16 protein-coding genes are annotated in these 21,362 nt (G+C 70.6%); 3 read left to right on the plus strand and 13 right to left on the minus strand.

Translation table 11 applies throughout. From position 1 onward, the window contains the following. The 13 genes from MXD95_RS13570 to MXD95_RS28950 form a co-directional block, all read right to left on the minus strand. A partial coding sequence (locus tag MXD95_RS13570; RefSeq protein ID WP_250640965.1) for a type I polyketide synthase occupies positions 1-3,998 on the minus strand: 3,998 nt, incomplete at its 3' end. A gap of 136 nt (positions 3,999-4,134) precedes the next feature. Continuing rightward, a complete protein-coding gene (locus tag MXD95_RS13575) occupies positions 4,135-4,737 on the minus strand; it encodes an SGNH/GDSL hydrolase family protein (protein ID WP_250640966.1) in 603 nt (200 codons plus the stop codon). Positions 4,738-4,912: 175 nt separating this feature from the next. After that, entirely contained in the window at positions 4,913-6,148 is a 1,236-nt protein-coding gene (locus MXD95_RS13580) for an NAD(P)/FAD-dependent oxidoreductase (RefSeq protein ID WP_250640967.1), read from the minus strand. Between the two features lie 165 nt (positions 6,149-6,313). Then, positions 6,314-8,107 carry an AMP-dependent synthetase/ligase gene (locus MXD95_RS13585; protein ID WP_250640968.1) on the minus strand — a complete coding sequence of 598 codons (1,794 nt, stop codon included), beginning with the start codon at positions 8,105-8,107 and terminating at the stop codon, positions 6,314-6,316. 146 nt (positions 8,108-8,253) lie between these two features. Continuing rightward, on the minus strand, positions 8,254-9,195 hold the full coding sequence (locus MXD95_RS13590; protein ID WP_250640969.1) for a LysR family transcriptional regulator: 942 nt from the start codon (positions 9,193-9,195) through the stop codon (positions 8,254-8,256). 157 nt (positions 9,196-9,352) lie between these two features. Beyond that, entirely contained in the window at positions 9,353-10,642 is a 1,290-nt protein-coding gene (locus MXD95_RS28945; RefSeq protein WP_250640970.1) for a cytochrome P450, read from the minus strand. A gap of 77 nt (positions 10,643-10,719) precedes the next feature. Continuing rightward, complete coding sequence (locus MXD95_RS13600; RefSeq protein ID WP_250640971.1) at positions 10,720-11,634, minus strand: acyl-ACP desaturase; 915 nt, start codon at positions 11,632-11,634, stop codon at positions 10,720-10,722. Between the two features lies 1 nt (position 11,635). Then, positions 11,636-12,604 (minus strand): SAM-dependent methyltransferase, encoded by a 969-nt coding sequence (locus MXD95_RS13605; RefSeq protein ID WP_250640972.1) that lies wholly within the window; start codon positions 12,602-12,604, stop codon positions 11,636-11,638. Then, complete coding sequence (locus tag MXD95_RS13610; RefSeq protein ID WP_250640973.1) at positions 12,601-12,861, minus strand: acyl carrier protein; 261 nt, start codon at positions 12,859-12,861, stop codon at positions 12,601-12,603. Before MXD95_RS13610 ends, MXD95_RS13605 begins: the two co-directional genes overlap by 4 nt. Continuing rightward, on the minus strand, positions 12,861-13,403 hold the full coding sequence (locus MXD95_RS13615) for a PaaI family thioesterase (RefSeq protein ID WP_308301492.1): 543 nt from the start codon (positions 13,401-13,403) through the stop codon (positions 12,861-12,863). Before MXD95_RS13615 ends, MXD95_RS13610 begins: the two co-directional genes overlap by 1 nt. Next, positions 13,400-14,185, minus strand: coding sequence for a ferritin-like domain-containing protein (locus MXD95_RS13620; RefSeq protein ID WP_250640974.1), 786 nt, complete (start codon positions 14,183-14,185; stop codon positions 13,400-13,402). Before MXD95_RS13620 ends, MXD95_RS13615 begins: the two co-directional genes overlap by 4 nt. Positions 14,186-14,262: 77 nt before the next feature. After that, positions 14,263-16,038, minus strand: a complete 1,776-nt coding sequence (locus MXD95_RS13625; protein ID WP_250640975.1) for an AMP-binding protein — start codon at positions 16,036-16,038, stop codon at positions 14,263-14,265. A gap of 146 nt (positions 16,039-16,184) precedes the next feature. Next, complete coding sequence (locus tag MXD95_RS28950) at positions 16,185-17,066, minus strand: 4'-phosphopantetheinyl transferase family protein (protein WP_250640976.1); 882 nt, start codon at positions 17,064-17,066, stop codon at positions 16,185-16,187. Between the two features lie 437 nt (positions 17,067-17,503). Here MXD95_RS28950 and MXD95_RS13635 point away from each other — a divergent pair, with 437 nt between their 5' ends. The 3 genes from MXD95_RS13635 (at position 17,504) to MXD95_RS13645 (ending at position 21,353) form a co-directional block, all read left to right on the plus strand. Then, complete coding sequence (locus MXD95_RS13635; RefSeq protein ID WP_250640977.1) at positions 17,504-18,091, plus strand: PaaI family thioesterase; 588 nt, start codon at positions 17,504-17,506, stop codon at positions 18,089-18,091. Positions 18,092-18,417: 326 nt separating this feature from the next. Beyond that, positions 18,418-19,242: a hypothetical protein gene (locus tag MXD95_RS13640; protein ID WP_250640978.1), complete on the plus strand. Its 825-nt coding sequence runs from the start codon at positions 18,418-18,420 to the stop codon at positions 19,240-19,242. Next, positions 19,242-21,353, plus strand: a complete 2,112-nt coding sequence (locus tag MXD95_RS13645) for a CHAT domain-containing protein (RefSeq protein WP_250640979.1) — start codon at positions 19,242-19,244, stop codon at positions 21,351-21,353. The genes MXD95_RS13640 and MXD95_RS13645 overlap by 1 nt, the downstream gene beginning before the upstream one ends. Positions 21,354-21,362 lie beyond the last annotated feature (9 nt).

Raw genomic sequence — 21,362 nt, forward strand, 5'->3', positions numbered from 1 at the left:
CCGGTATCGATCATGTCCGCCGCATAACCCGTCTTCTCCGCCACCACCGCGATGAGGGTGCCGCGGATCGCGTCGGCATCCAGACCGACAGACTGCGACGGGGCGACGGGCGCCGCCTGCGCGGGGACGGTGATCGATGGCGTGATGGCCGACCCGGCGGAAGGCACCGCAGCGGGCGCGGCCGGGGAAACAGCGGCGGAGACCACGACGGCGGCGGGCTCGGCCGGCGCCGGCGCCGCGAACGGCACAACCGGGGCGGCCGGCAGTGCGCGGCGGGGCGCCGGGGCCGCGCCGGGCAACGCCGTCGGGGCCAGCGAGAAGTCGGCGCCCCGGCCGTTCACCAGATCGCCGCCCACCAGGTGGCCGCCCGCGGCCAGCTCCAGTTCGGCGAGCTGCGCGAGCACGTCGTTGGCCTGGGCGTGAGTCTGGCCGATCACCACGCTCTGCTGCGCGACCGAGGTGATCGCGTCGGTGAAGCGTGGGTCATCCCGGCCAGTGCGCTGGTAGGCGTGCAGCGCGTCGACGAGTCGGCTGGCAACGTCCAGCTGCCCGGACAGATACACCGAGTGCAGGGTGACCTGCTGGGTCAGGACGTCGGGTGCGCCGGCCGGTCCGACCGGTCCGGTATCCGCGCCGCCGGTCACACCGGGAGCGGGGATGCCGACATGCGACAGGCCTTCGCCGTTCACCAAGCCTCCGTTCGCCGTCGCGCGGCCGTTCGGTGCGTCGTTCACGGGCGCATCCGGTGCCGCCGTGCCGTTCGGGACCACGCCAGTCGATGCCGGACCACTACCAGTCGTCCGGGCCGGAACCTCGCCGGCCGGGATCGCGCCGGCCAGCGCCTGGCCGTTCGGCCGCGCGCCGTTGGTGGTCGCTCCGTTGGTGGTCGCGCCGTTCGCGCTCGGACCATGGGCGACAGCCGCGACCGCGGCCAGCACGGGGGCGTGCGCCGGCTGGACGGACGCCGCGGCGGCGGAACCGATGATCGTGTAGTCGTCGGCCAGGGCCGCGGCGTAGGCGTCGCGGCGGGCCGCCGGGGTGTACTCGGGGGCGGACAGAGTGATCGTCGGGCCCTTCACCGCCTCCGGCTCGGCGATCTCGGCCTGGTAGCGGTTGAGGCCGGTCAGCGGGGCGCCCAGCACGGCGAGCCGCACGGCGGCGGCCTTGAGCGCGAGGTCGCTGTCACCGAGGGGACCCGCGTCGGTGGCGATGGCCACCACGTCCGCGTCGGGCAGGATCTGGCGGACCAGCCGGGTGAGCACCTGCTTCGGGCCGAACTCGACGAACACGGTGGCCCCGGCGGCGTGCGCGGCACGCACCGCGCCGACGAACTCGACCGGTTCGAGCAGCTGGCGAGCGAGAACCGCTGCGTTCGCGGCGGGGTCGGGACCGTAGTGCGCGTCCTCGGTGTTCGGGTAGACGGGAGCGGTCGGCTCGGTGACGGGTGTCGCGGCCAATGCCTCGGCGAACCGGTTGACGGCGTGCGCGACGTAGCGGGTGTGGAAGGCCGCGGACACCGGCAGCCGCCGAGCATCGAGACCCTCGGCGGTGCAGCGGTGGACGAACGCGGCCACGGCGTCGCTCGGCCCGCCGACGACCACCTGCTCGGGCGCGTTGTGGTTGCAGATCACCAGGTCGGGGAACTCGGCGAGCAGCGCGTTGACCCGCTCGCGTCCGGCGGGCACGGCCGCCATGCTGCCCGTGTCGACCTCCGCGTCGGCGTCCCCGCCGTCGCCGACACCTCCGCTGCCGTGCTCGGGTGGGGCCATCGCGCGGCCGCGTTCACGGGCCAGGCGGAAGAAACCCTCGGCGTCAAGCGCACCGGCGGCGTGCAGCGCGGTGAGTTCGCCGAAGCTGTGGCCGAGGTAGCCGACCGGGTCGAGGCCGAGTTCACGCAGGTAGCGGAGCTGCCCGACGGACAGCGCGCCGATAGCCGGCTGAGCGTGCTCCGTTGCCCGCAGCTCCAGCTCCTGACGCTGACGTTGCGCGGCATCGAACACCGGCGGCGGGAAGACGACCTGAGCCAGGCGCCGCGCTGCCCCGTCGAAGGCGGCGTTCGCCTCGTCGAAGGCGGCGCCGACCGGCGGCACGTTCAGCGCGGCCTCCAGCCCCATGTCGAGGTACTGGCTGCCCTGCCCGGCGAACAGCGCCGCGACAGCGAGGTTCTCCCGGGCCCGCGACCGGAAGTGGATGCCCCGCGGATGCGACCACTCGGTGGCGTCCAGAGCGCGCTCGAGCTGGGCGATGGCGAGGGTACGCAACTCGGCGGCGGACTCCTCATCCCGAGCGGCGAACCCGATCCGCGCGTGCCCGGCGGGGATCGGCGCCTCGCCTCCGCTGGATCCGGCCAGGGCGTCGGTCGCGGTACCACCCTCGGCGCCAGCCGGCGTACCGACTCCCGCCACGGCGTCGGGCGCGGTGCTGGCAAGGGCGGGCGCGCCGGAGCGCAGAAGGTCGAGCAGGGCGGCGGCGTCGGGGGCGTGCCACAGGTAGGCGCGGGCCGTGCGGTGCAGGACGCGCAGGTCGGTGCGGTCGCCGGTGTACTCCTCGAGCACGACGTGGAAGTTCGTGCCGCCGAAACCCATTGCCGAGGCGGCGGCGCGGCGCACCGGACGGTGCGGGTCGCGGATCCACGGCCGGTTGGCGATGTTGACGTAGAACGGGGCGTCGCCGAAGTCGACGGCGCTGTTCGGCTTGTCCACGTTGATCGTCGGCGGCAGTACCTTGTGGTGCAGCCCGAGGGCGAGCTTCATCAGGCTGGCCGTGCCGGCGGCGCCCTTGGTGTGGCCGATCTGCGACTTGACACTGCCGAGCGCCGCGTACTGCTTCTCGTCCCCGGCGTCGCGCAGCAGACCGTGCAGCGCGGTGAGCTCGGTACGGTCGCCGACGGCGGTGCCGGTGGCGTGCGCCTCGAACAGCTCGACGGTGTCCGCCCCGCATTCGGCGTCGGCGTAGGCACGGTCGAGCGCGATCCGCTGGCCCTCGGCCCGCGGCGCGTAGATGCTCTTGTGCCGGCCGTCCGACGACGAGCCGATGCCGCGGATGACCGCGTAGATCCGGTTGCCGTCGCGTTCGGCGTCGGCGAGGCGGCGCAGCGCCAGCATGCCGATACCCTCGCCGAGCAGCGTGCCGTCCGCGTCGTCGGAGAAGGGGCTGATCGTGCCGGATTTCGACAGCGCCTGGACCTTCGAGAAGCACATGTAGATGAAGATCGTGTTCTCGGTGTCGACGCCGCCGGTGATCATCGTGTCGGCCCGGCCGTCGACGAGCTCGGCCACCGCCAGGCGCACCGCGGACAGCGAGGCCGCACACGCCGCGTCCACCGTGGTGTTCAGACCGCCGAGGTCAAGACGGTTCGCGACCCGGCCGGCGACCACGTTCGCGAGCAGGCCGGGAAAGGAGTTCTCCTCCCACGGCGCGTAGGCGGCGACGTAGCGGCGGATGATCTCATCGGCGTCGGCGTCGGTGAGCCCGGTGCTGCGGGCCGCCTCGCGCAGGACCGGCGTGGACAGCCGCGCGGCCAGCGGGTGCATGAGCGGGACGGGTCCGGTCGTGCCGAGCACCACCCCGGTGCGCCCCGAGTCGTACCAGTCCGCGTTCCGGCCTGCGGTGTCCCGGGCGCCGGCGTCGCGCAGCACGTCACGCGCGACGCCGAGGCTCAGCGTCTGCATGGTGCTGGTCACCTCGAGCTGGTTCGGCGGCAGGCCGAACTCCAGCGGGCTGAACTCGACGTCCGGGATGAACGCGCCGCGGCGCGAGTACGTCCGGTCCGGCGCGGCAGGATCCGCGTCGTAATAGTCGTCGAGGTTCCAGCGGGAGGCGGGGACCTCGCTGGTGCAGTCGGCGCCGTCGACGACGTTCTGCCAGTACTCGCGATGGTTGCGGGCCATCGGGAACAGCCCCGACATGCCGACGATCGCGATCGGGTTGCGGGCGAGCCGCCGGGAGTCGAGGTCAGCGGGCTGCGTCGGGCGCGCGTGGGGCGCGGGCTTGGTCACGAGGTTCCCTTCTCAGGGCCGGGCAGAGGGGGGATGTCCGGGCGGAGGGGAGCGAGGCCGCTGGCCATCGCACGGCGAGGCGACCGCACGGCGCGGTGACCGCGGGATCAGGCCGCAGGAGGCCGGGGGGCCGCCATCAGGCGGCGGTGAGCCAGGAGGCCCGCTCGACGAGGTCCGCCATGTCCTCGGCGAACCGGCTGTGGCCGTCGGCGTTCGGGTGCAGGCCGTCGGCGCTCCACAGTCCCCGCCCGGACCAGTCGGCTTCCGCGGCGATGTCGAGATGCAGCGCGCCGGTGGCCGCGCACACCTCGCGCAGCACGTCGTTGGCATGGGCGAACCGCTGGCGCAGCAGGCCGCGGAACTCCTCCGGCAGCGGAAGGTTCGCGGGAATGTCCGGGTAGCTGGCGGTGAACACCGTGGTGTCGAGGCCGGCGAGCGACCCGAAGATGGTGTGCAGGTTGGTGGCGAGACGGTCCGGCGCGTAGTCCTGCACCAGGTCGTTGACGCCGACGACCACGCCGATGAGCGGCGACTTGCGTACCAGTGCCTGGCGCAGCTGGGTGTCGACGACAACCTGCGTGGTCGCCTGGTAGGCGCCGAGATTACGGGTCTCTCGGGGCGAGACCCCCATCCGCCGGGCGAACCGGCGGGCCCATCCGATGTATGAGCCGTCGGCGGCGGCGTCGCCTCGGCCCTCGACAAAGCTGTCACCGAGAGCGGTGAACCTCGCTGCGGGCATTGTTCGCCTTCCGTGTACAGGGCCGCGGCGCGCCACACTGTTCAGGAGAAGTCCCTCGTGCAGGGTGGCCCGCGGTCGGGGAATCAGGGAAAGGCAGGAGCGGGTTGCCTGTGGTGCGCAGGCCGTACAGGCCGGAAACCCGGCCGGCCGGCGGGGCGGCCGGCCGGCCCGGGAGTCAGGATTGGGTGGTGAAACGACGGTCGACCGGGTAGTCGACCTCCTCGTAGAGCTGCTCGAGGGCGGCCGGCGCGAAGAACTCCTCGCCGTGAATACCGCCGCCGATCAGACCGAAGAACTTCTTCGTGTATTCGGGGCTCCAGCTGGTGGCCCGGAACACCGAGTCGTAGTAGGGGGTGAGACTCAGTTCGGAGACGCTACAGGTGAGTTCGAAGGTGCCGTTGGATTCGGCATCCCTGATCTTCGTGTACTCGAGGACGGCCTCGTCGATCGGCCGCTGCCCGGCGAGGCCCTCGTCCAGCTTCTCGGCGAGGACCTCGGTGTACTTCAGGGCGTCGCTGATTCCCCAGCCGGTGAACGGGTCCTTGTGGTATCCGGCATCGCCGACCAGGGCCCAGCCGGGGCCGGCCGAGCGGCGGTAGAAATTGTCGGGGTAGGCCATCGCGCGGAAGTTCTCCTCGCGCTTGCCCTTGGTGCGAAGCTCCTCGCCGAGCCGCGGGTCGATCTGGTCGTAGATCTCGTGGAAATTACCTTCCACGTCGGCCCGGAACTCGCGCATCCGGTCCTTGCGCCGCATGACGGCGATCAGGTGCTGGCCGTCATGGGTGGGCCAGGCACCGAACTGCTGCAGGTCGAAGCCGGTGCGGTGGTGGAAGGTCCAGTCCAGGCCGCTGTAGTACGAGTAGTACACGAAGCACGCCGCCGGCACCGAGCGGTAGATCTCGGCGCCGACCAGGCCGGCCACCGTGGAGTTGCGCCCGTCGGCGCCGACCACGAACCGGGCACGGAACTCCTGCTCCGGCCCGTCACCGACCCGGCCGCGCACGCCGGCGGCCCGACCGTCATCGAACACGACCCCGGTGACGGTGAATCCCTCGACCACCTCGGCGCCGGCACTCCGCGCCTCGTCCACGAGAATGGTGTCGAGAACGGTTCGGCGCGGCGAGTATGCCTCGGTGATCCCCTCGATCGGGTCGGCGAACCCGGTCAGAGTGATGTCGGTGTAGGTGAAGACCATGTGCCGCATCGCGGGCACGCCGGTGGCGACCAACCGGTCGAGAATTCCCCAGTCGCGCAGCCGCGCCAGGCCCGCCTGGTGAATGTAGTGGGTGGATACGGTGTCGCTGGGAAAGGTGGCGCGGTCCACCACGAGAACCTTGTGGCCGCGCCGAGCCAGCAGCATCGCCAATGGCGATCCGGCGCAGCGTGCGCCCACCACGATGACGTCATACATCTACGGGTCCTCCCGTTGTCGACCGGCGTTGGCCGGCGTCGGCCGGCGGCCGCGGTTCTGGCTCGGGTTCGGGTCCTTGGCAATGGTGCTTTTTTTGGCGTTCCGGGGCAACGGACCAGCAAACGTCTCATCGGCCGATAAGGCGGGTCTATCGAGTGGCCAAAATCACTGGTAAATACCGGCGATCGCCTCGGTGAATTCCTGTTCGATGGTCGCGCGGCGCAACTTCATCGACGGGGTGAGGTGACCGCCGTCCACGGTGAAGTCCCCCTCGAGGACCCGGAACGCGCGAATCGACTCCGCCCGGGAGACGAGGCTGTTGGCGTCGTCCACCGCGGTCTGCAGCTCGGCGAGCAGCCTCGGGTGTTCCCACCAGCCCTCGGCCTCGTCCCCGGCGGCCTCGTCCCCGGCGGCCTCGTCCCCGGCGGTCGTGACCGGCGCGGCGGCCAGAGGATTCGACGCGGACGAAGAACCCAGGTCGACACCGTTGGCCTCGGCCCAGGGCACCAGGGCCGGGCGGTCGAGGGTGAGCAGGGCCGAGACGAACGAGCGCGCTTCTCCCACGACCATGCAGTTGCTGACCAGCGGGTGCAGCCGGACCCGGTCCTCGAGCTGGGTCGGCGCGACGTTCTTGCCGCCCGCGGTCACCAGGATCTCCTTGCGCCGGCCGGTGATGACCAGGTAGCCGTCGTCGTCGAGGTGGCCGATGTCGCCGGTGGGCAGGAAGTGCTGCGCGGTCGGGCCCGTCGCGTCGCGGCCGAGGTCGTGCTGCTGGCTCGACCAGTACCCGGGCGAGACGTTGAGCCCGGCGACCAGCACCTCGCCGTCGTCGGCGATGGCGACGGTGGTGCCCGGGATCGGCCGGCCGACGGTACGGCGACGGTTGGCGGCCGGCTGGTTGACGGTGACCGCCGTGGCCGCCTCGGTCAGGCCGTAGCAGTTGAGGATGTTCACGCCGGCACCGGCGAAGAAGCCGGCGGTGGTGTCGTCCAGCGACGCGCCCCCGCAGATCACCTGGGTGAGCCGGCCACCGCACAACGCCGCGACCTCGTCGCCGGGCAGCCCCGCCGCCCGCTTACGGATCTTCTCCAGGGCGTAGGGCACGACCGCGAGGAACGTCGGGCGGACCGTGGGCATCGCCGGGACCAGGTCGGGCATGCCCGGCAGGATCACGGTGCGGCTGCCCGCATACAGGCAGGCCAGCAGGATCGTCTGGCCGAAGACGTGGGTGAGCGGCAGGCACAGCAGGGTCGTGGCCTGTGAGCCGTCGGGCGCGACGCGGAACATCTCACCGGTGTGCTCGACGGTGCCGGCAGACGAGGCGTACATGTTACGGTGCGTGAGCATGACGCCCTTGGGCAGCCCGGTCGTCCCACTGGTGTAGATGACCATCGCCAGATCGTCGGCACGGACCTTGCCGCCGCGCTGGACCTCCTCGTCGGCCAGGCCACCGGTTCCGGCCGCACCGTCCTCGAGGGCCGAACTCTCGCCGGTGGTCCAGACATCGATCTGGCCCAGCAGCCAGGTGGGGTGCCGCAGGCCCGTGGCGGCCTCGGTGACGACGGCGGCCTGCTCGTCGGTCTCGGCGAAGGCCCAGCTCGCGGCCGAGTCGGTGACGATGTGCCGCACCTGCGCCGGCGATGCCGTCGGATAAACGGGCACGATGACCGCGCCGAGGGCGAGCGCCGCGTAACTCACCACCACCCAGGGGTAGCTGCTGCGCCCCATGATGGCGATCCGGTCGCCGTGGCCGACGCCGATGCCCAGCAGTTCGGCCGCGACCCTGCGAACATGTCCGGCGAACTCGCCGCCGTCGATGTCGACGACCGCACCAGGCGGGCCGTCGGTGCGGGCGAGCAGCACCCGCTCCGGACGGCTACGGATGCCGATCTCGAGGGCGGCCCAGACTCCCTGATCATCCGGTAGAACAACGCCGTCGGCCGTGAAGGATTTCCGCACGTTTCATCACCTTCCCGCAAGAACGCGGACGCCGTTACAACGACATTCGCACGGCGAAACGCAGCCAGGATTCCGAGCCAAGTGTCGGATTGCCCGGGCACGGCGGCAAGGCGATCCTTCCGAATGAAACGAACGGTCGACGTTCCCTATCGCCGTGCTCGGGGCGCGGGGGCTCGATAGGCTGGAAGCTGGAAAGGCCTGGCGGCTTCGACGCACTCGATGAAGCCGTCCACCAGCGGCGCCTCGTTCGCCGTGCGCCACACCACATAAAGATCAAGGGTGGGTACCGGGTCGTAGAGCTGCACCGAGGTCGGGCGCGGCCCGCCGCCGACCGAGCCGATATGCAGCCCGCGGGACGCCGAGGCGAACCCGACCAGCGGTTTCACCGAGACGACGATGGCCGTGGCGCTCGGGTCATCCACCTCATGAGCGACCGACAGGGTGATGCCACTCGCCTCGGCGGCGGCCTGGATGGCGTCGTACATCGCCGGGCTCTTCTCCCGGGCGAACAGCACGCACTGCTGGCAGGCCAGTTCCCCGAACGGGATCCCGCCCCGCCCGGCCCACATATGCCCCTGGCCGACCACCGCGACCAGCGGAACACGGAACAGGCGGCGTGAGGAGAATTCCGGCGAGGTCGGACGACCATAGACGATCGCGACGTCCAACTCGCCGGAGGACAGGGCGGCGAGCTGCGGACCGGTACGCTGCTCGACCAGGGTGACGGTGACGTCCGGGTATTCCTCGGACATTTTTGCCAGCGCCATGGGAACGACATGCTGGCCGCCCGGAAAATTGAAACCGACCCGGACGACGCCGGTCCGGCCAGCAGCCACCTCGCGGGCCGTGTGGGTCGCCTTGCGCATCTGGGATATGATCGTCCGGGCCTCGGCCTCGAAGGCCTTTCCCGCTGCCGTGAGCCGTACGTCGTGAGACGTTCTGGCGACCAGTTCAACGCCGAGATTGCGCTCCAGCCTTTGCAGCTGCTGGCTCAGCGAGGGTTGGGAAAGATGTAGCCGGGCAGCTGCTCGACCGAAATGCAGCTCCTCCGCGATCGCCAGAAAGGACACCAGATGCCGCAACTCCATGGCCACCTCCACAGGGGCATCGAGTGTCAGCCTAACGGCGCCGACTAACCCCCGGTGAACCGGACCTTCCCTCCACGGGTCGCCTCAGTGGCGAACGACTGTTGCGCATCGTGACCCCTACCACATCAACGCAGCATGTCACCGCCCCCCTACAGAATCACAATGACGCTGGCACGTCGGCGTGCATACGCACCCGCAACTCCTGGATGCCGCGCACGATGAGGTTCGGCCGGTACGGCGGCGGGTCAGCGAGGGCGATCATCCGCGGGCCCCGGCGAGCGAGTTCCCGCAGCAGCAGCTCGACCTCGAGGCGCACCATCGGCGCGCCGACGCAGTAGTGGTGCCCACGGCCGAACCCCAGATGACGGGGCGCCCGTGCCCCGCCGGCGTACCGGGTGAAGTCGAGGCGCTCCGGGTCCGCGAAGACGTCGCCGTCCCGGTTCGCCCCCGCCAGCAGGATGATCACGCCGTCGCCCTCGGTGAACCGTTCCCCCGAGACCTCGGTGTCGCGCACCGCCCGCCGGGTGGTCAGGTGCGACGGCGTGCTGTACCGCATCAGCTCGTCCACCGCCGGCCCGGCGAGTTCCGGGTCGGCCCGCAGTGCCGCGTACTGGTCGGGGTGGCGGATCAGGTTGAGGAACGTGCTCGAGATCAGGCTGACCGTCGTCTCATGCCCGGCGACGAGCAGGACGACCAGCGTCGCGAGCATCTCGTCACTGCTGAGCCGGTCACCCTCGGCCTCGGCGAGCGCGAGCGCGCTGACCAGGTCGTCGGCGGGTTCGGCCCGCCGACGCGCGGTCAGCTCGGTGAAGTACTCGCGGATCGCCCGCGCCGAGCGCTGCCGGTTGTCGACCTCCGCCGCGGTCAGCAGGATGTCCGGGTCCAGGCCCCTGGCAAGCCCGTACGACCAGGAACGCACCGCCGCGTGATCGGCCGACGGCACGCCCATGAGCTCGGCGACCATCGTCAGCGGCAGCGGGTAGGCGATCGCCTCGACCAGGTCCACCTCGCCGGCGACGATCGCCGCGTCCACCAGCTCGGTGACGAGCTCACGGGCCCGCACCCGCATCGCCTCGATCCGCCGAGCGCTGAACGCCTTGCTGACCAGCTTCCGGATGCGGGTGTGGTCCGGCGGTTCCATCCACAGGAACGAGGTCGGCAGGTCCGAGCCGTCGCTGTCGGGATGCATCAGGTCGCGTTCCTCCGCGTGGCTCCACGCCGGGTCCTGCAGGATCGCATCGATCTCCCGGTAGCGGGTGACCAGCCGCATCCCGCCCAACGGCGCCGGCACGAACGGTCCCGCCTCACGCAGCACCCGGTAGTTGGGAAAGGTGTCGTGATGCCAGGCCGGATCGAAGATGTTCCCCGCCGCCTGCTCCACCGTGATCTTCGTGGTACCGCCTGGAGTCGGAGCGATGGCGGGGGCTGGACCCGTAACGATGTCCACGACGGATCTCCTCGTACAGCGTCGAATGGGCAGGACCGAAGGAAGGGATGGGGCCAGATGTGGGGCGTCAGCGGGCGTCAGCGGGCGTCAGCGGGCAGGGCGCGGCAGGCCCGGACGAAGCGTTCCAGCTCGTCGACGCGGTCGGAGGGGGTGTCCACCGCGCGCCGGACCACCCGCACCAGGTGCTCGTAGGCCTCGGTGTGGTCGTAGTGGGCGGTGTCGGCGATGCGCAGCGCCCAGCGCCAGTAGCCGCGCATGGTGTCCGCCAGCGGCATCCGGAACTGGGCGATGGCGTCGCGGATCGGCTCGATCACCGCGTCGCCGTAACGGCGCAGGTAGGCCTCCACCATGTCGGCCATGAAGGTGAAGTGGCGCGCCTCGTCCCGGCTGAGGCGTCCGAGCACCTCGGCGAGCACCGGGTCGCCGACGACGGCCTTGATGTTCTGGTAGTAGATCTGCGTCGCTTTCTCCTGCACCAGGGTGTAGGCGAACAGCGCCGCGGGATGCTCGTGCGGCAGGGAGAACTGTTTGCGGCCCTCCTCGGCGAGCTCGCGGCGCAGTGGCTCGGCGGCTGAGATCCCCGACTCGACCTGGTAGCGGAACAGCGCCCGGGCGTGGCTGTCCTCCTCCTGCGCCCAGCGCACGGTGAAGTGGTAGATCTCCCGGTTGAGCAGGAACGTCTCGACGTCGGTGTCGGCGTCCAGGGGGAACCGGCTGCCGTAGAGCGCGAAATAGCCCGGCAGATGGTCCTCGATGAACGTGATGAAGCGGACGGCGGAGCGCTGGCCGTCGGTGAGCCGTCCCGCGTCGGCGGCGGCCCAGTCGAAGTCCCGCTCGACATCCCAGCGTCGGGTCACCGGGGAGGCGGCCATGAACGCGGTGACGGTCCGGTCCAGGTCGTCCGCCGGCAGTCCGACCGACCGCACCGGCACCGCCAGCGCGGACGCCGGGAGAGTCGGCGGGCCAGCTACCGTGCCTGTCTCGGTGGCCATGTCAGCGGCCGTTCCGGCAGACCAGGGCGTAGTGCTTGGTGGTGAAGCCCCAGCCGGCGTTGGCGACCTCGAGGTAGCGGGTGAGCGACGCCGCCATGCCGGGGCTCAGCTCGTCGATCGCGTCCGCGGACTCGGCGACGCGGACCAGCCAGTCGTCGATGGTGCGCCGGTAGTCGTCGGTGAGGTCATCGACGCTGTCGACCGAGAATCCGGCGTCCTCGACCGCGCGGACAAGCTCGGACAGCGGGCGCATGTCGCCCCAGCCGAAGATGGAGTTGCGGACGAACTCGGTCCCGGCCCGGCGGTCGAACTCGTCGCGGGCGGCGGCGTTGCGAAAGCACGTCTCGGAGACGTAGTACCGGCCCCCGCGGCGCAGCATCGTCCGGGCACGGCGCACCGCGAGGTCGACGTCGGGCATGTGGACGATCGAGCCGAGCATGGTGACGGCGTCGAACGAGCGCTCCGGCAGGGCGACGTCCTCGAACTTTCCGACGGTGGTGGTGACTCGCTCGGTGACGCCGAGTTCGGCGGCCCGGCGCGCGATGAACTCGTGCTGACGCCCAGCCGGGCTGATCCCCGTCACCCGCGCGCCGTATTCGCGCGCCATGAACAGGATGAGCGAGCCCCAGCCACATCCGACGTCGAGCAGCCGCGCGCCCGAAGCGCCCCGCGTTGTTGAAGCGGTGGAAGCAGCCGACGAAGCGGACGCGGCGAAAGCGGCGCCCACAGCCGCGGCGGAGGCGAGACGCAGCCGGTCGGCGACGAAATGGAGCTTGGCGATCTGCGCCTGCGCGAGGCCGATTCCCTCGGTGCGGTACAGCCCGGAGGAGTATTTGCGCAGCGGGTCGAGGAACAAACCGAAGATCTCCGGGTCAAGATCGTAATGCTGGTTGGTCTCCCCCGGCCGGATGTCGGCGGCGGTCTCGTCAGCGGCGATCTCGTCGGCTGCGGTGGCGGCGGTGGTGGTCATGCGGCCCGCACCTGCAGCGCGGCCGTGACGACCTTCGACAGGTCCGCGATCGAGGAGACGCCGAACACCTCGTCGTCCTCGAGTTCGATGTCCCAGGTCTGCTCGACCTTGGCGACGACCCGCAGCAGCCGCACCGAGTCGGCCCCCTCGATGCCACGCAGGTCGGTGTCGGGGACGAGCGTGTCCGTGGCCACCCCGAGTTCGGCGGCCACGATCTCGGTGATTGAGCGAATGATGCCGTCGGCGTCGATGCTCACTACTGCTCCTTCGCGGTCGGATGATCCTGCGCGGTCGGACGGGCGATCGTGGTCGGGACGTTGCGGTAGGTCGCGGTGGCGGTCACGGCCGGGGCGCCGTCCGCATCGAGGATCTCGGCCGTCGCGCTGGTCAGCGGGCCGTCTGTGCCCGGCTCGCCAGGACGACTACGGCCCAGGCGGGCCACGCAGGTGAACGCGGCACCGACGGTGACCGGGGCGAGGTAGCGCAGCCGCAGGCTCACCGTGAACGCGACCCGGCCGGTGCGCATGACGATGAGATTGCCCATCGTCTCGTCGACGACGACGCCGAGCAGCCCGCCGTGCACGACCCCCGGGTAGGACTCGTAGCTGCGGCCCAGGCGGAACGTGGTCGCGAGCCCCTCGGGATGCTCGGTGAACTGCAGCGCGATGCCGTGCGGGTTGTGCGGCGAGCAGCCGAAGCAGTGATAGTCCGCCAGCACCGCCCAGGGCAGCTCGCCCTGTTCCCGGGCCCGGGCCCCCTCGGTTTCCTCGGTGGCGGGCAATGGCTCGACGGTCGTCACGTGAGGGCCTCGGCGAGGCGGCGGCGGATGCGGCCGTTGGTGCTGACGTCCAGGCCGGTCAGGGCGGCGAAGGCGCGGCGGATGTTGTCCTGTAGCCGGTCAAGCTCACCCTCGGTGGCGATGCCGGCGAGGAACATCTCGAACGCCGTGTCGATCGTCTCGTGGTTCTCGACCTCGGCGAGCCCGCTCTTGAACACTCCGACCGGATGCTTGATGCGCTGCTCGGATGTGTAGACGTACAGCGTCTCGAGCACCGAGGGCAGCTCGTCCGGGTGCCGGTCGAGGCGGCGGCGGGCGTAGTGCAGGAACTCGCGGGCGTGGCCGGCCTCGTCGCGGCTCGCCCGCAGCATCAGGTCACGCAGCACTGGCTCCCGCACCCAGGCGGCAACCGAGCGGTAGACGTGGTTCACCGTGAGCTCGGAGATGATGTTCGTGGCCAGCGTGGCACTCGGGGTGCTGCCCGGTGCGTACGGCGCGCGCATGGCCTCGACCGGGGCGCTCGGCATACTCACGCCGACGGCGTCCAGCCAGGTCCGGAACGCGAAGTGGTGCTGGAGCTCCTCATAACCCCAGACGGCGACGAACGCCGAGAAGTCATAGTCGTCGAACTCGTTGAGAAAGCCGTGCTGGGCGGCGATCGAGTTCGCCTCGCCCATCACCGAGCTCTTGACCATCGTGACGTACTCGGGTCGGACCTGGTCGGGGTCGATCTCGTCGAAGGGCAGGTTCTCGATCGTCCAGCGTTTGCGCTCGTAATGGCGGAACACGTCGTAGCCGTGCATCGGATCAACCTCCGTCGGGGGCCGGATGGGTCGCCGGGTCAGCCAGGGCAGCGGGGCTGGGGTCATCGCGGCCGGGGTCATCGCGGCTCGGTGCGGGCCAGGTCGCGGGCCTCACCGCGGCGGAACTTGCCGCTGGAGGTGCGCGGCAGCGCGTCGGGGGCGAGCAGGCGCACGGTCACCTCGGCGAGACCCAGCGCGGCGCCGATCGACGTGCGCAGCTGCGTGGCCAGCCGGACCCGCTCGGCTGGCTGCTCCAGAGTGGTCTCGGCGAGCACGGTGAGCGCCTCGCCGCCGGCGTCGTCGGTATCGGCGACCGCCACGCACCGGCGGCGGTGGATGCCGGGCGCGTCGCGGACGAGCGACTCGGCGTCCTCGGGGTAGTAGTTCACCCCCCGAATAATGATCATCTCCTTGCGCCGACCGCTGATGTACAGCTCGTCGCCGAGCACAAAGCCGAGGTCGCCGGTGGCCAGCCAGCCGGCGTGTTCCGAACCCCGCAGGTCCGACGCCGGCACCGGCGCGAGGCCCGGGCCCGGTGAGAGGCCCGGGGCAAGACCCGCCGCGGTGGCCGCGGGGACGAGCGGGCGGGGGTCGGCGCCCGCGGTCAGGTAACCAGCGGTGACGGCGTCGCCGGCGATCTCGATCTCGCCGACGGTGGCGTCGGGCAGCGGCCGGCGCAGCTCGTCCACGATGCGCAGCCGCATCCCCGGCACCGGCCGCCCGAGCCCGACCAGGCCACGGGACCCGTCCGCACCGGCATCAGACGGCACCGCCACCGCGTCGCGGGCGAGCCGCTCGCGGTCCACCCAGGTCGTCACCGGCGCGCGTCCCAGCGGCGGGAAGGTGACGGCGAGGGTCGCCTCCGCCATCCCGTAGACCGGGAACATCGCCTCCGGCGCGAACCCGGCGGGACCGAACCGCTCGGCGAACCGTGCGACGGTGGCCGGATTGACCGGCTCGGCGCCGTTGAACGCGATCCGCCAGCGGCTCAGGTCCAGCCCGTCGAGCAGGTCCTCCGGCCGTCCGGTTGTCAGGTCCGCGCCGTCGACGGCGGCGAGCAGGGCGTCGTAGCCGAAGTTCGGCGACGGCGCGACCGTGCAGCCCATCGCGGCGAACTCGCGCAGCCAGCCCGCCGGATCCTTGATGAACGTCGACGGTGACCACACCGTCATCGGCGTACCGATCAGGACGGCGGCGAGCGTCCCGAACAGGCCCATGTCGTGATACAGCGGCAGCCAGGTCGCGCCATGATCGCCAGGCCGGCCGAGCTCGATGCCGTCGACGATCGCCGCCGTGCCGTACACGACGTTGCGGTGGGTGAGTACCACGCCCTTCGGGACCGCGGTGCTGCCCGAGGTGAACTGCACGATCGCCACGTCCGACGGGCTGACCGTCGGCAGCCCCGGGTGGAAACCGCCGCTGGTCTTCGTCAGGCCGGTGACGCCGAGGAAGTCCACGTCGGGCAGAACCGGTCCGAGGCGCCGGGCGACGCCGTCCACACCCGCGCCGACCAGGACCCGGCGGATCGAGGCTGCGGACGTCAGGGCGTCCAGGCGACTCGCATAGCCGGCGAGGTCGGCGGCGGAGGTGGGCAGCGGCATGGGGCAGGCGACGGCGCCGGCCCGGGTCGCGCCGATGACGGCGACGAGGAAGTCGGCGTTGTTGCGGCTGTACACCCCGACCCGTTCGCCAAGGACCACGCCCTCGGCGACCAGGCCGCGGGCGAGATCGACGGTGGCGGCGGCGAGGTCGGCGAGGCTTACCCGTTCCGCCGAGCTGGGGAAGGTCACGGCGGCGTCCGGATGTGCCGCGGCCGCCGCGTCAAGGGCGCCGGGCAGCGTCAGGCCACGCATCAGGAGTGCTCCCGTCCAGAGCAGGTAGGTGGCACAGCAGGTAGGTGGCACAGCAGGTAGGTGGCACAGCAGGTAGGTGGCACAGCAGGTAGGTGGCACAGCAGGTAGGTAGGTGGCACAGCAGGTAGGCGACAGAAGAAGGTCAGCTAGCACAGGCGGGGCGACGTCGGAGACGGATGGGCCGCGGGGCCGACCGGGACTCCGGCGGCAGCGACGGCGTGGGCAAGCTCGGCCAGCTCCCCGGATGACGCGAGCCCGGTGCGCGCCAGCCGCAGCGAGCCGACGCCGCCGTCCGCCGCCGGCTCGAGGATCGGCACCCAACGATGCACGTCGATGGCCGTGTCGGCGCCGGAGCCGAGGTCGGCGCCCGGCCTTCCGCCCGCACCGATGGCGAAGGCGAGGTGACGGCGGGCGGTCGTGACCACCCGGCACAGTGGCGGCCGCCGGGTCCCCGGATGGCGTGCGCGGGCCCAGCCGACGAGCGGGTCCGCGTCGAAGGTGATGGTGCGCAGCCCCGCCCGAAGACCAAGACCGGTGTACTTCGCGACGGCTTCCTTGGCCGTCCACACCCCGCGCACCGCGGCGCCCACCGGCAGCGACGCCCGCTCGGCGGCGGTACAGAACCGTCCGGCAACCTCGGCGATCAACGGTGCCGAGGTGTCCTCGACATCCACGGCACACCCCGCCGGGTGGAACCCGACCACCAGCATGCCCCCGTCGTGCGTGATCCCGGCCCGCGCTCCCGCCGCGCGCTCGCCGGGCGCCACCGGCCGCCCACCTGGCGCGAGGCTCAGGGCGATATCCGGGGTCCTCAGCCGCGACGGAAGGGCGTCGAACCCGCGAGCGAGTACCGTCGCGAGCAACAGCCGTCCAACCCGCCGCACCAGCGCCCGCGGTGCTCGGGCCGCACCCTCCGGCCCGGAGAGCTCCGCTCGGTCGGCGAAGCGGGCCAGATCGGCCAGCGCCAGCAGATGGCATTCCAGCGCCGGTTGCCGAACGAGGCCGTGGACCGCTCGTGACACCGGCACGGCACACACCTCTCCTCAGGGCTGGGAACGGCGAGAACTGCGGGGCGGGATCGGGAAAGCAGCGCAGACATGCACCGGAGGCGCCGCCCCTGGAAGCAAGCCTGACAATCGCCCGTCGAACGGTCAACGAACGTGCGGCCTCTTCAATCGATCCATCGTGGACCGCAATGAACCGCCGTACCGAACCAGGTCCGATTTTACCGAAAACCTCGGGCTGCGCATTTCTCGGCGTTCACCAAGTATTATGGGCTGCGGCACCGGGGGGTCGACGTTTGTTCGGCCCTCGTTCGTCGACGTCACCCTGCCGCCATACGTTCGGCGAACCAGATGCCGACACGCGGATATCGTCTCGCCATATCAGCCGATCGCGTGTCCGGCGCTGGGAAGGCGGCCAGCCAGGAAGAGATCGGCGCCACCACCGGCAGAAGGGCTGGGTCGTGGAACACAACGGCATTGCGAGCCAGGACGACGTCATCCACCTGGGCGGAAACCACCCCGGCGGGTCGACTCTGTCTCCCGGTCCGACGTCCCCCGGTCCGACGTCCCCCGGTCCGACCGACCCCTCCAGGTCGAGCGGCACCGGCCATGCGAACGGCCCCGCACAGCGGATCGCCGATCTTCGGGCGCTGCTCGAGCAGGGGCTGGCGGAGGGCATCGGCGTCGGCCACTCGCTCGGAATCCAGCTGACTCTCCTGGAGATCGGCCGCAGCGTGTGGACACTCCGGCCGTCGCCGGCAGCAGCCAATGCCATGTTCACCGTGCACGGCGGCGTGATCGCGACACTGATGGACACCGCGATGGGCAGTGCCGTCTACACCCGGCTGCCGGCCGACTCGTACTACACGACCCTCGAACTCAAGGTCAATTTTATCCGCCCAGTGAGCCTCGACGGTGACATCGTGACGTGCGAGGCAAGAGCCGTCCACGTCGGCCGGCGCACGGCAACCGCGGACGCCGCGGTGACCAGTGCCCAGGGGAAACTCATCGCCCACGGCTCGTGTACCTGCCTGCTGACGCCGGCATGACCCACCGGCCGGTCGGTCCACCTGCCGCCGGTGTCTGGAGCCACCCACCCAATGACCTGCGGAAACACCCGAAAGCTCTCTGCCCGGCGACAGCGACAAGCCCCAGCATCCCCGGGGTAATCCCCTAGACCCACGGCGGTCAGGCATCATCCGGTTCCCGACCGACGCCAATCCCCGAAAGATCGTCTCAAATCTATAGAAATCCGAGTTGCAGCCTGCTATCGTGCACTCTTACTGTCAGTTCAGCCACCGACCGACGTTTGTTGATCATTTTTTCTGGTTGGGGGAGGCGGTCCACATGCCGTCACCCGCACGGGGGACAGAAAATGAAGCCGCTTCATCCCGGATACTGCGCCGCCCTGGCCCGCGAATGGCCTGGCTGGTGGGTCACGTGGCCCCTGCTACGGCCGGTCGCCCTGGGCGACGCGTTCCTCGCCGGGCCGCAGACGCTGGTGCGGGCGGGTGCCCTGCCGGCGCACGGGATCGATCCCGGTGCCATCCGCAGCTCACGACGCAGCGATTTTCTGTTCGACGCGGACGGCAACATCTCACTGCGGTTCAAAGCGGCCGGCACGGCGGTGGAGGGCTCGACCCTGTCGGTGGGAGACGCAGGCGCACGGGTGAGTTTTTCCCGAGGCAACTCCGCGCTTGTGAGCTTCACCGACCTGTCGTTGCAGGAATACCTCGACGCTCCCGCCGTAGCCCGAGCGCTGGCGGCGAGGTACTGGGCGGGCAGCTGGGAGATCGGGCAGGTCGCGGTCACCGCGGTCACCACCGCGCGGCGGGCTGCCGTCCTGCTCGCGCACGATGGCCAGGCCGAAGCCGAGGTCAGGCTGAGCGCGAAGCCTGGCGCCGGCGGGCTGACCCTGGCCGGACTGTCCGGCGGGATCGACGCCACCGACCGCCGCAACATGGCTCTCATCTGGTCGGGGCGCATGGTCACCCCGGTGTTCCAGGTCGTGGGCCTCCGCCGGCGCTGGCGCGAACGGATCGACCAGGTGTACGACCCCCGCCAGCCCGGAGGCTTCGGCGCGCACCCGAGACCGGTGCCCGAACTCGTGCTGGCCGACGCCACCGCGGAGCCCTTCGAGGTGATCGAGGAGCTTGGCGCCGATCAGCCCCCGGCCTGGGACTGCGACACCGCCACCTGATGACGACCGCCCTGCTTCGCATCCAGCTGGCAGAGGGCGCAGACGACACGCGCGCCGCTCCTGGCGAGCCGACCGGCCCCGATGACTATCTGGTGACGCTGTACACCGAGAACCAGGCCGGCAGGGCCCGTAACCTGCGGGCCGGTGCGTGGCTGCCGGCCTGTGAGCTGGGCCAGGGCGCTGATCGTTTCTCTGCCCGCGGCCTGTTCAGTCGCGCCACCAGCGACGACCTCCGCCTGGAGATCGGCGAGCAACTGTTCGCTCTGCTGCTGCGCGATGACGTCGCCGTCCTGTGGCAACAGATCATGTCCGGCCCTCGCCGGCCCGAACGGGCCGTGCTGTGCGTCCCGACCGGCCTACGCGGTCTCCCCTGGGAGCTGCTCGCCCACGACCGTCGGCATCTGTTCCGCAATCCCGACCTCCCATGGTCCCTGCGGTTCACCGACAGCTGGCAGCGGCAGCCCCCACCAGGCACTGGCCCGCTGCGCGTACTTGTCGTCGTCGCCGAGCCGATGGCCGACCCGTCAGTATCGGCGCCCGCACCGACGCCGATCGCCCCGCTGTTGGCCGACGAGGAGATCGCGGCGATGGGTTACGGCCTGGCCGAGCGACGCTCCGCGGCGCATGTCGAGGTACTCGACGGGCCGACAGACGAGGAGCTGCTCCGGCAGATCGCGGAGCTGCGACCCCACGTGCTGCATGTGATCGCCCACGGCGCCCATCCCCCGGGCGACAGTCCCGTGCTCCCATTCAACCGGTCGGTGGACCCGGATGACCCCGCGTCCGCGCGGCATCCGCGATGGTCGCTTGACCGAGCCTGGGTCAGGAGCCTGGTGACGTGGGTACCTCCGGTGGTCGTGCTCAACGCCTGCCGGACCGGCGACGAGTCCACGGCAAACCCGCAGGACAACCTGCAGGGCCTTCTGACCGCATTCCTGGACGCCGGAAGCTCAGGAGTGGTCACCATGCAGGCCGACCTGGCCGCCAGGGACGCCGTTCCGTTCTCCCGCGTGCTCTACTCGGACCTCGCCCACGGTCTCCCGCTGGACAGCGCGGTGGCCCGCGCCCGCACGGAGCCGCAGTTGCTGCGCGGCTTGGGAGGTGCCTGGGGGCAGCCGCGGCTCGTCGTCGCCACGCCGCCGATCGCGCTGCTGCCCATGACGTTCCCGGTGACCGAGGACAAGTTCCGACAGGCAGTGACCGATGGAACGTTCTTCCAGTTCGCCCAGCTGACCGAGTTCGTCGGCCACCACAGCGAGCGGCGGATGGCCTGGTGGTCTCTTGACCCCCGGGAGGCGGGCGCCGGAGACGCGCGTCAGGCGTTCTCAGCCGACCACCGCCTGCTGGTCATCACCGGGGCGGAGGGGATGAACACCCGCACACCCGGGCCAGGCAAGTCGTGGCTGACCCGCTGGTCGCTGCTGACCTGGTATCTGCGCGGCTACCGCGTCACCTATGTCGACCTCGAAGAATGCGGGAACGTCAACTGGCTTCGCCTGCTCAAGGCCATCTGGGTTGCCACCAGTTCGCGGGACCACATGGACCCGCTACCACCGGAGCATCTCGACAGGTTCGTCGAGAGGATCCGTGACAAGGTCCCGAAGCTACCGCCGCCCTTCCCGGGAGAGCACATCTCGGTGTTCGAGTACCTGCGCAACCAGCGTGCGCTCGACGACCTCCGCGGCCCCCAACAGCGTGAGGAACTGATTGTCTCCACCTTTGTGGAGGTACTGCGGGAGGCCACGCCGGACCAGCCGCACATCATCGCGTTCGACCACCTACGAAGGGTCGACGCAACGTTCGATGTCATCGAGAGGTGCCTGATCCACCCGATCGCCAGCGGTAAGGCGGACCCGCTGCGTATCGTCATCACAGCACCGGACGACTGGCTACGGAACCGTCTGCCGGCCACGTGGGGAAAAGGATACAGGATTGAGCTTGACGCGATACCACCGGCGAAACTCCTGCGCTTGGCACGCGAGTTCCACACCCGCCGCAACGAGCCCTTCGGTGACTTCGAGAGTATCTACCGAGACTGCGCCACCTTGAACAAGAAAATGATATTTCACCAGCTGCGGGCATTCTCGGATTCGTCCGAGAAGCCTCTCTGAGGGGAGTAC

Origin of the sequence: Frankia sp. AiPa1 (assembly GCF_023243075.1) — a bacterium.
Classification (GTDB): domain Bacteria; phylum Actinomycetota; class Actinomycetes; order Frankiales; family Frankiaceae; genus Frankia.

Excerpts from the sequence above, each read along its gene's own strand:
- MXD95_RS13575 (WP_250640966.1), bottom strand. The coding sequence starts at position 4,737 with ATGCCCGCAGCGAGGTTCACCGCTCTCGGTGACAGCTTTGTCGAGGGC.
- MXD95_RS13580 (WP_250640967.1), bottom strand. The coding sequence starts at position 6,148 with ATGTATGACGTCATCGTGGTGGGCGCACGCTGCGCCGGATCGCCATTG.
- MXD95_RS13605 (WP_250640972.1), bottom strand. The coding sequence starts at position 12,604 with ATGACCACCACCGCCGCCACCGCAGCCGACGAGATCGCCGCTGACGAG.
- MXD95_RS13645 (WP_250640979.1), top strand. The coding sequence starts at position 19,242 with ATGACGACCGCCCTGCTTCGCATCCAGCTGGCAGAGGGCGCAGACGAC.
- MXD95_RS13600 (WP_250640971.1), bottom strand. The coding sequence starts at position 11,634 with ATGGCCACCGAGACAGGCACGGTAGCTGGCCCGCCGACTCTCCCGGCG.
- MXD95_RS13640 (WP_250640978.1), top strand. The coding sequence starts at position 18,418 with ATGAAGCCGCTTCATCCCGGATACTGCGCCGCCCTGGCCCGCGAATGG.
- MXD95_RS13590 (WP_250640969.1), bottom strand. The coding sequence starts at position 9,195 with ATGGAGTTGCGGCATCTGGTGTCCTTTCTGGCGATCGCGGAGGAGCTG.
- MXD95_RS13620 (WP_250640974.1), bottom strand. The coding sequence starts at position 14,185 with ATGCACGGCTACGACGTGTTCCGCCATTACGAGCGCAAACGCTGGACG.
- MXD95_RS13625 (WP_250640975.1), bottom strand. The coding sequence starts at position 16,038 with ATGCGTGGCCTGACGCTGCCCGGCGCCCTTGACGCGGCGGCCGCGGCA.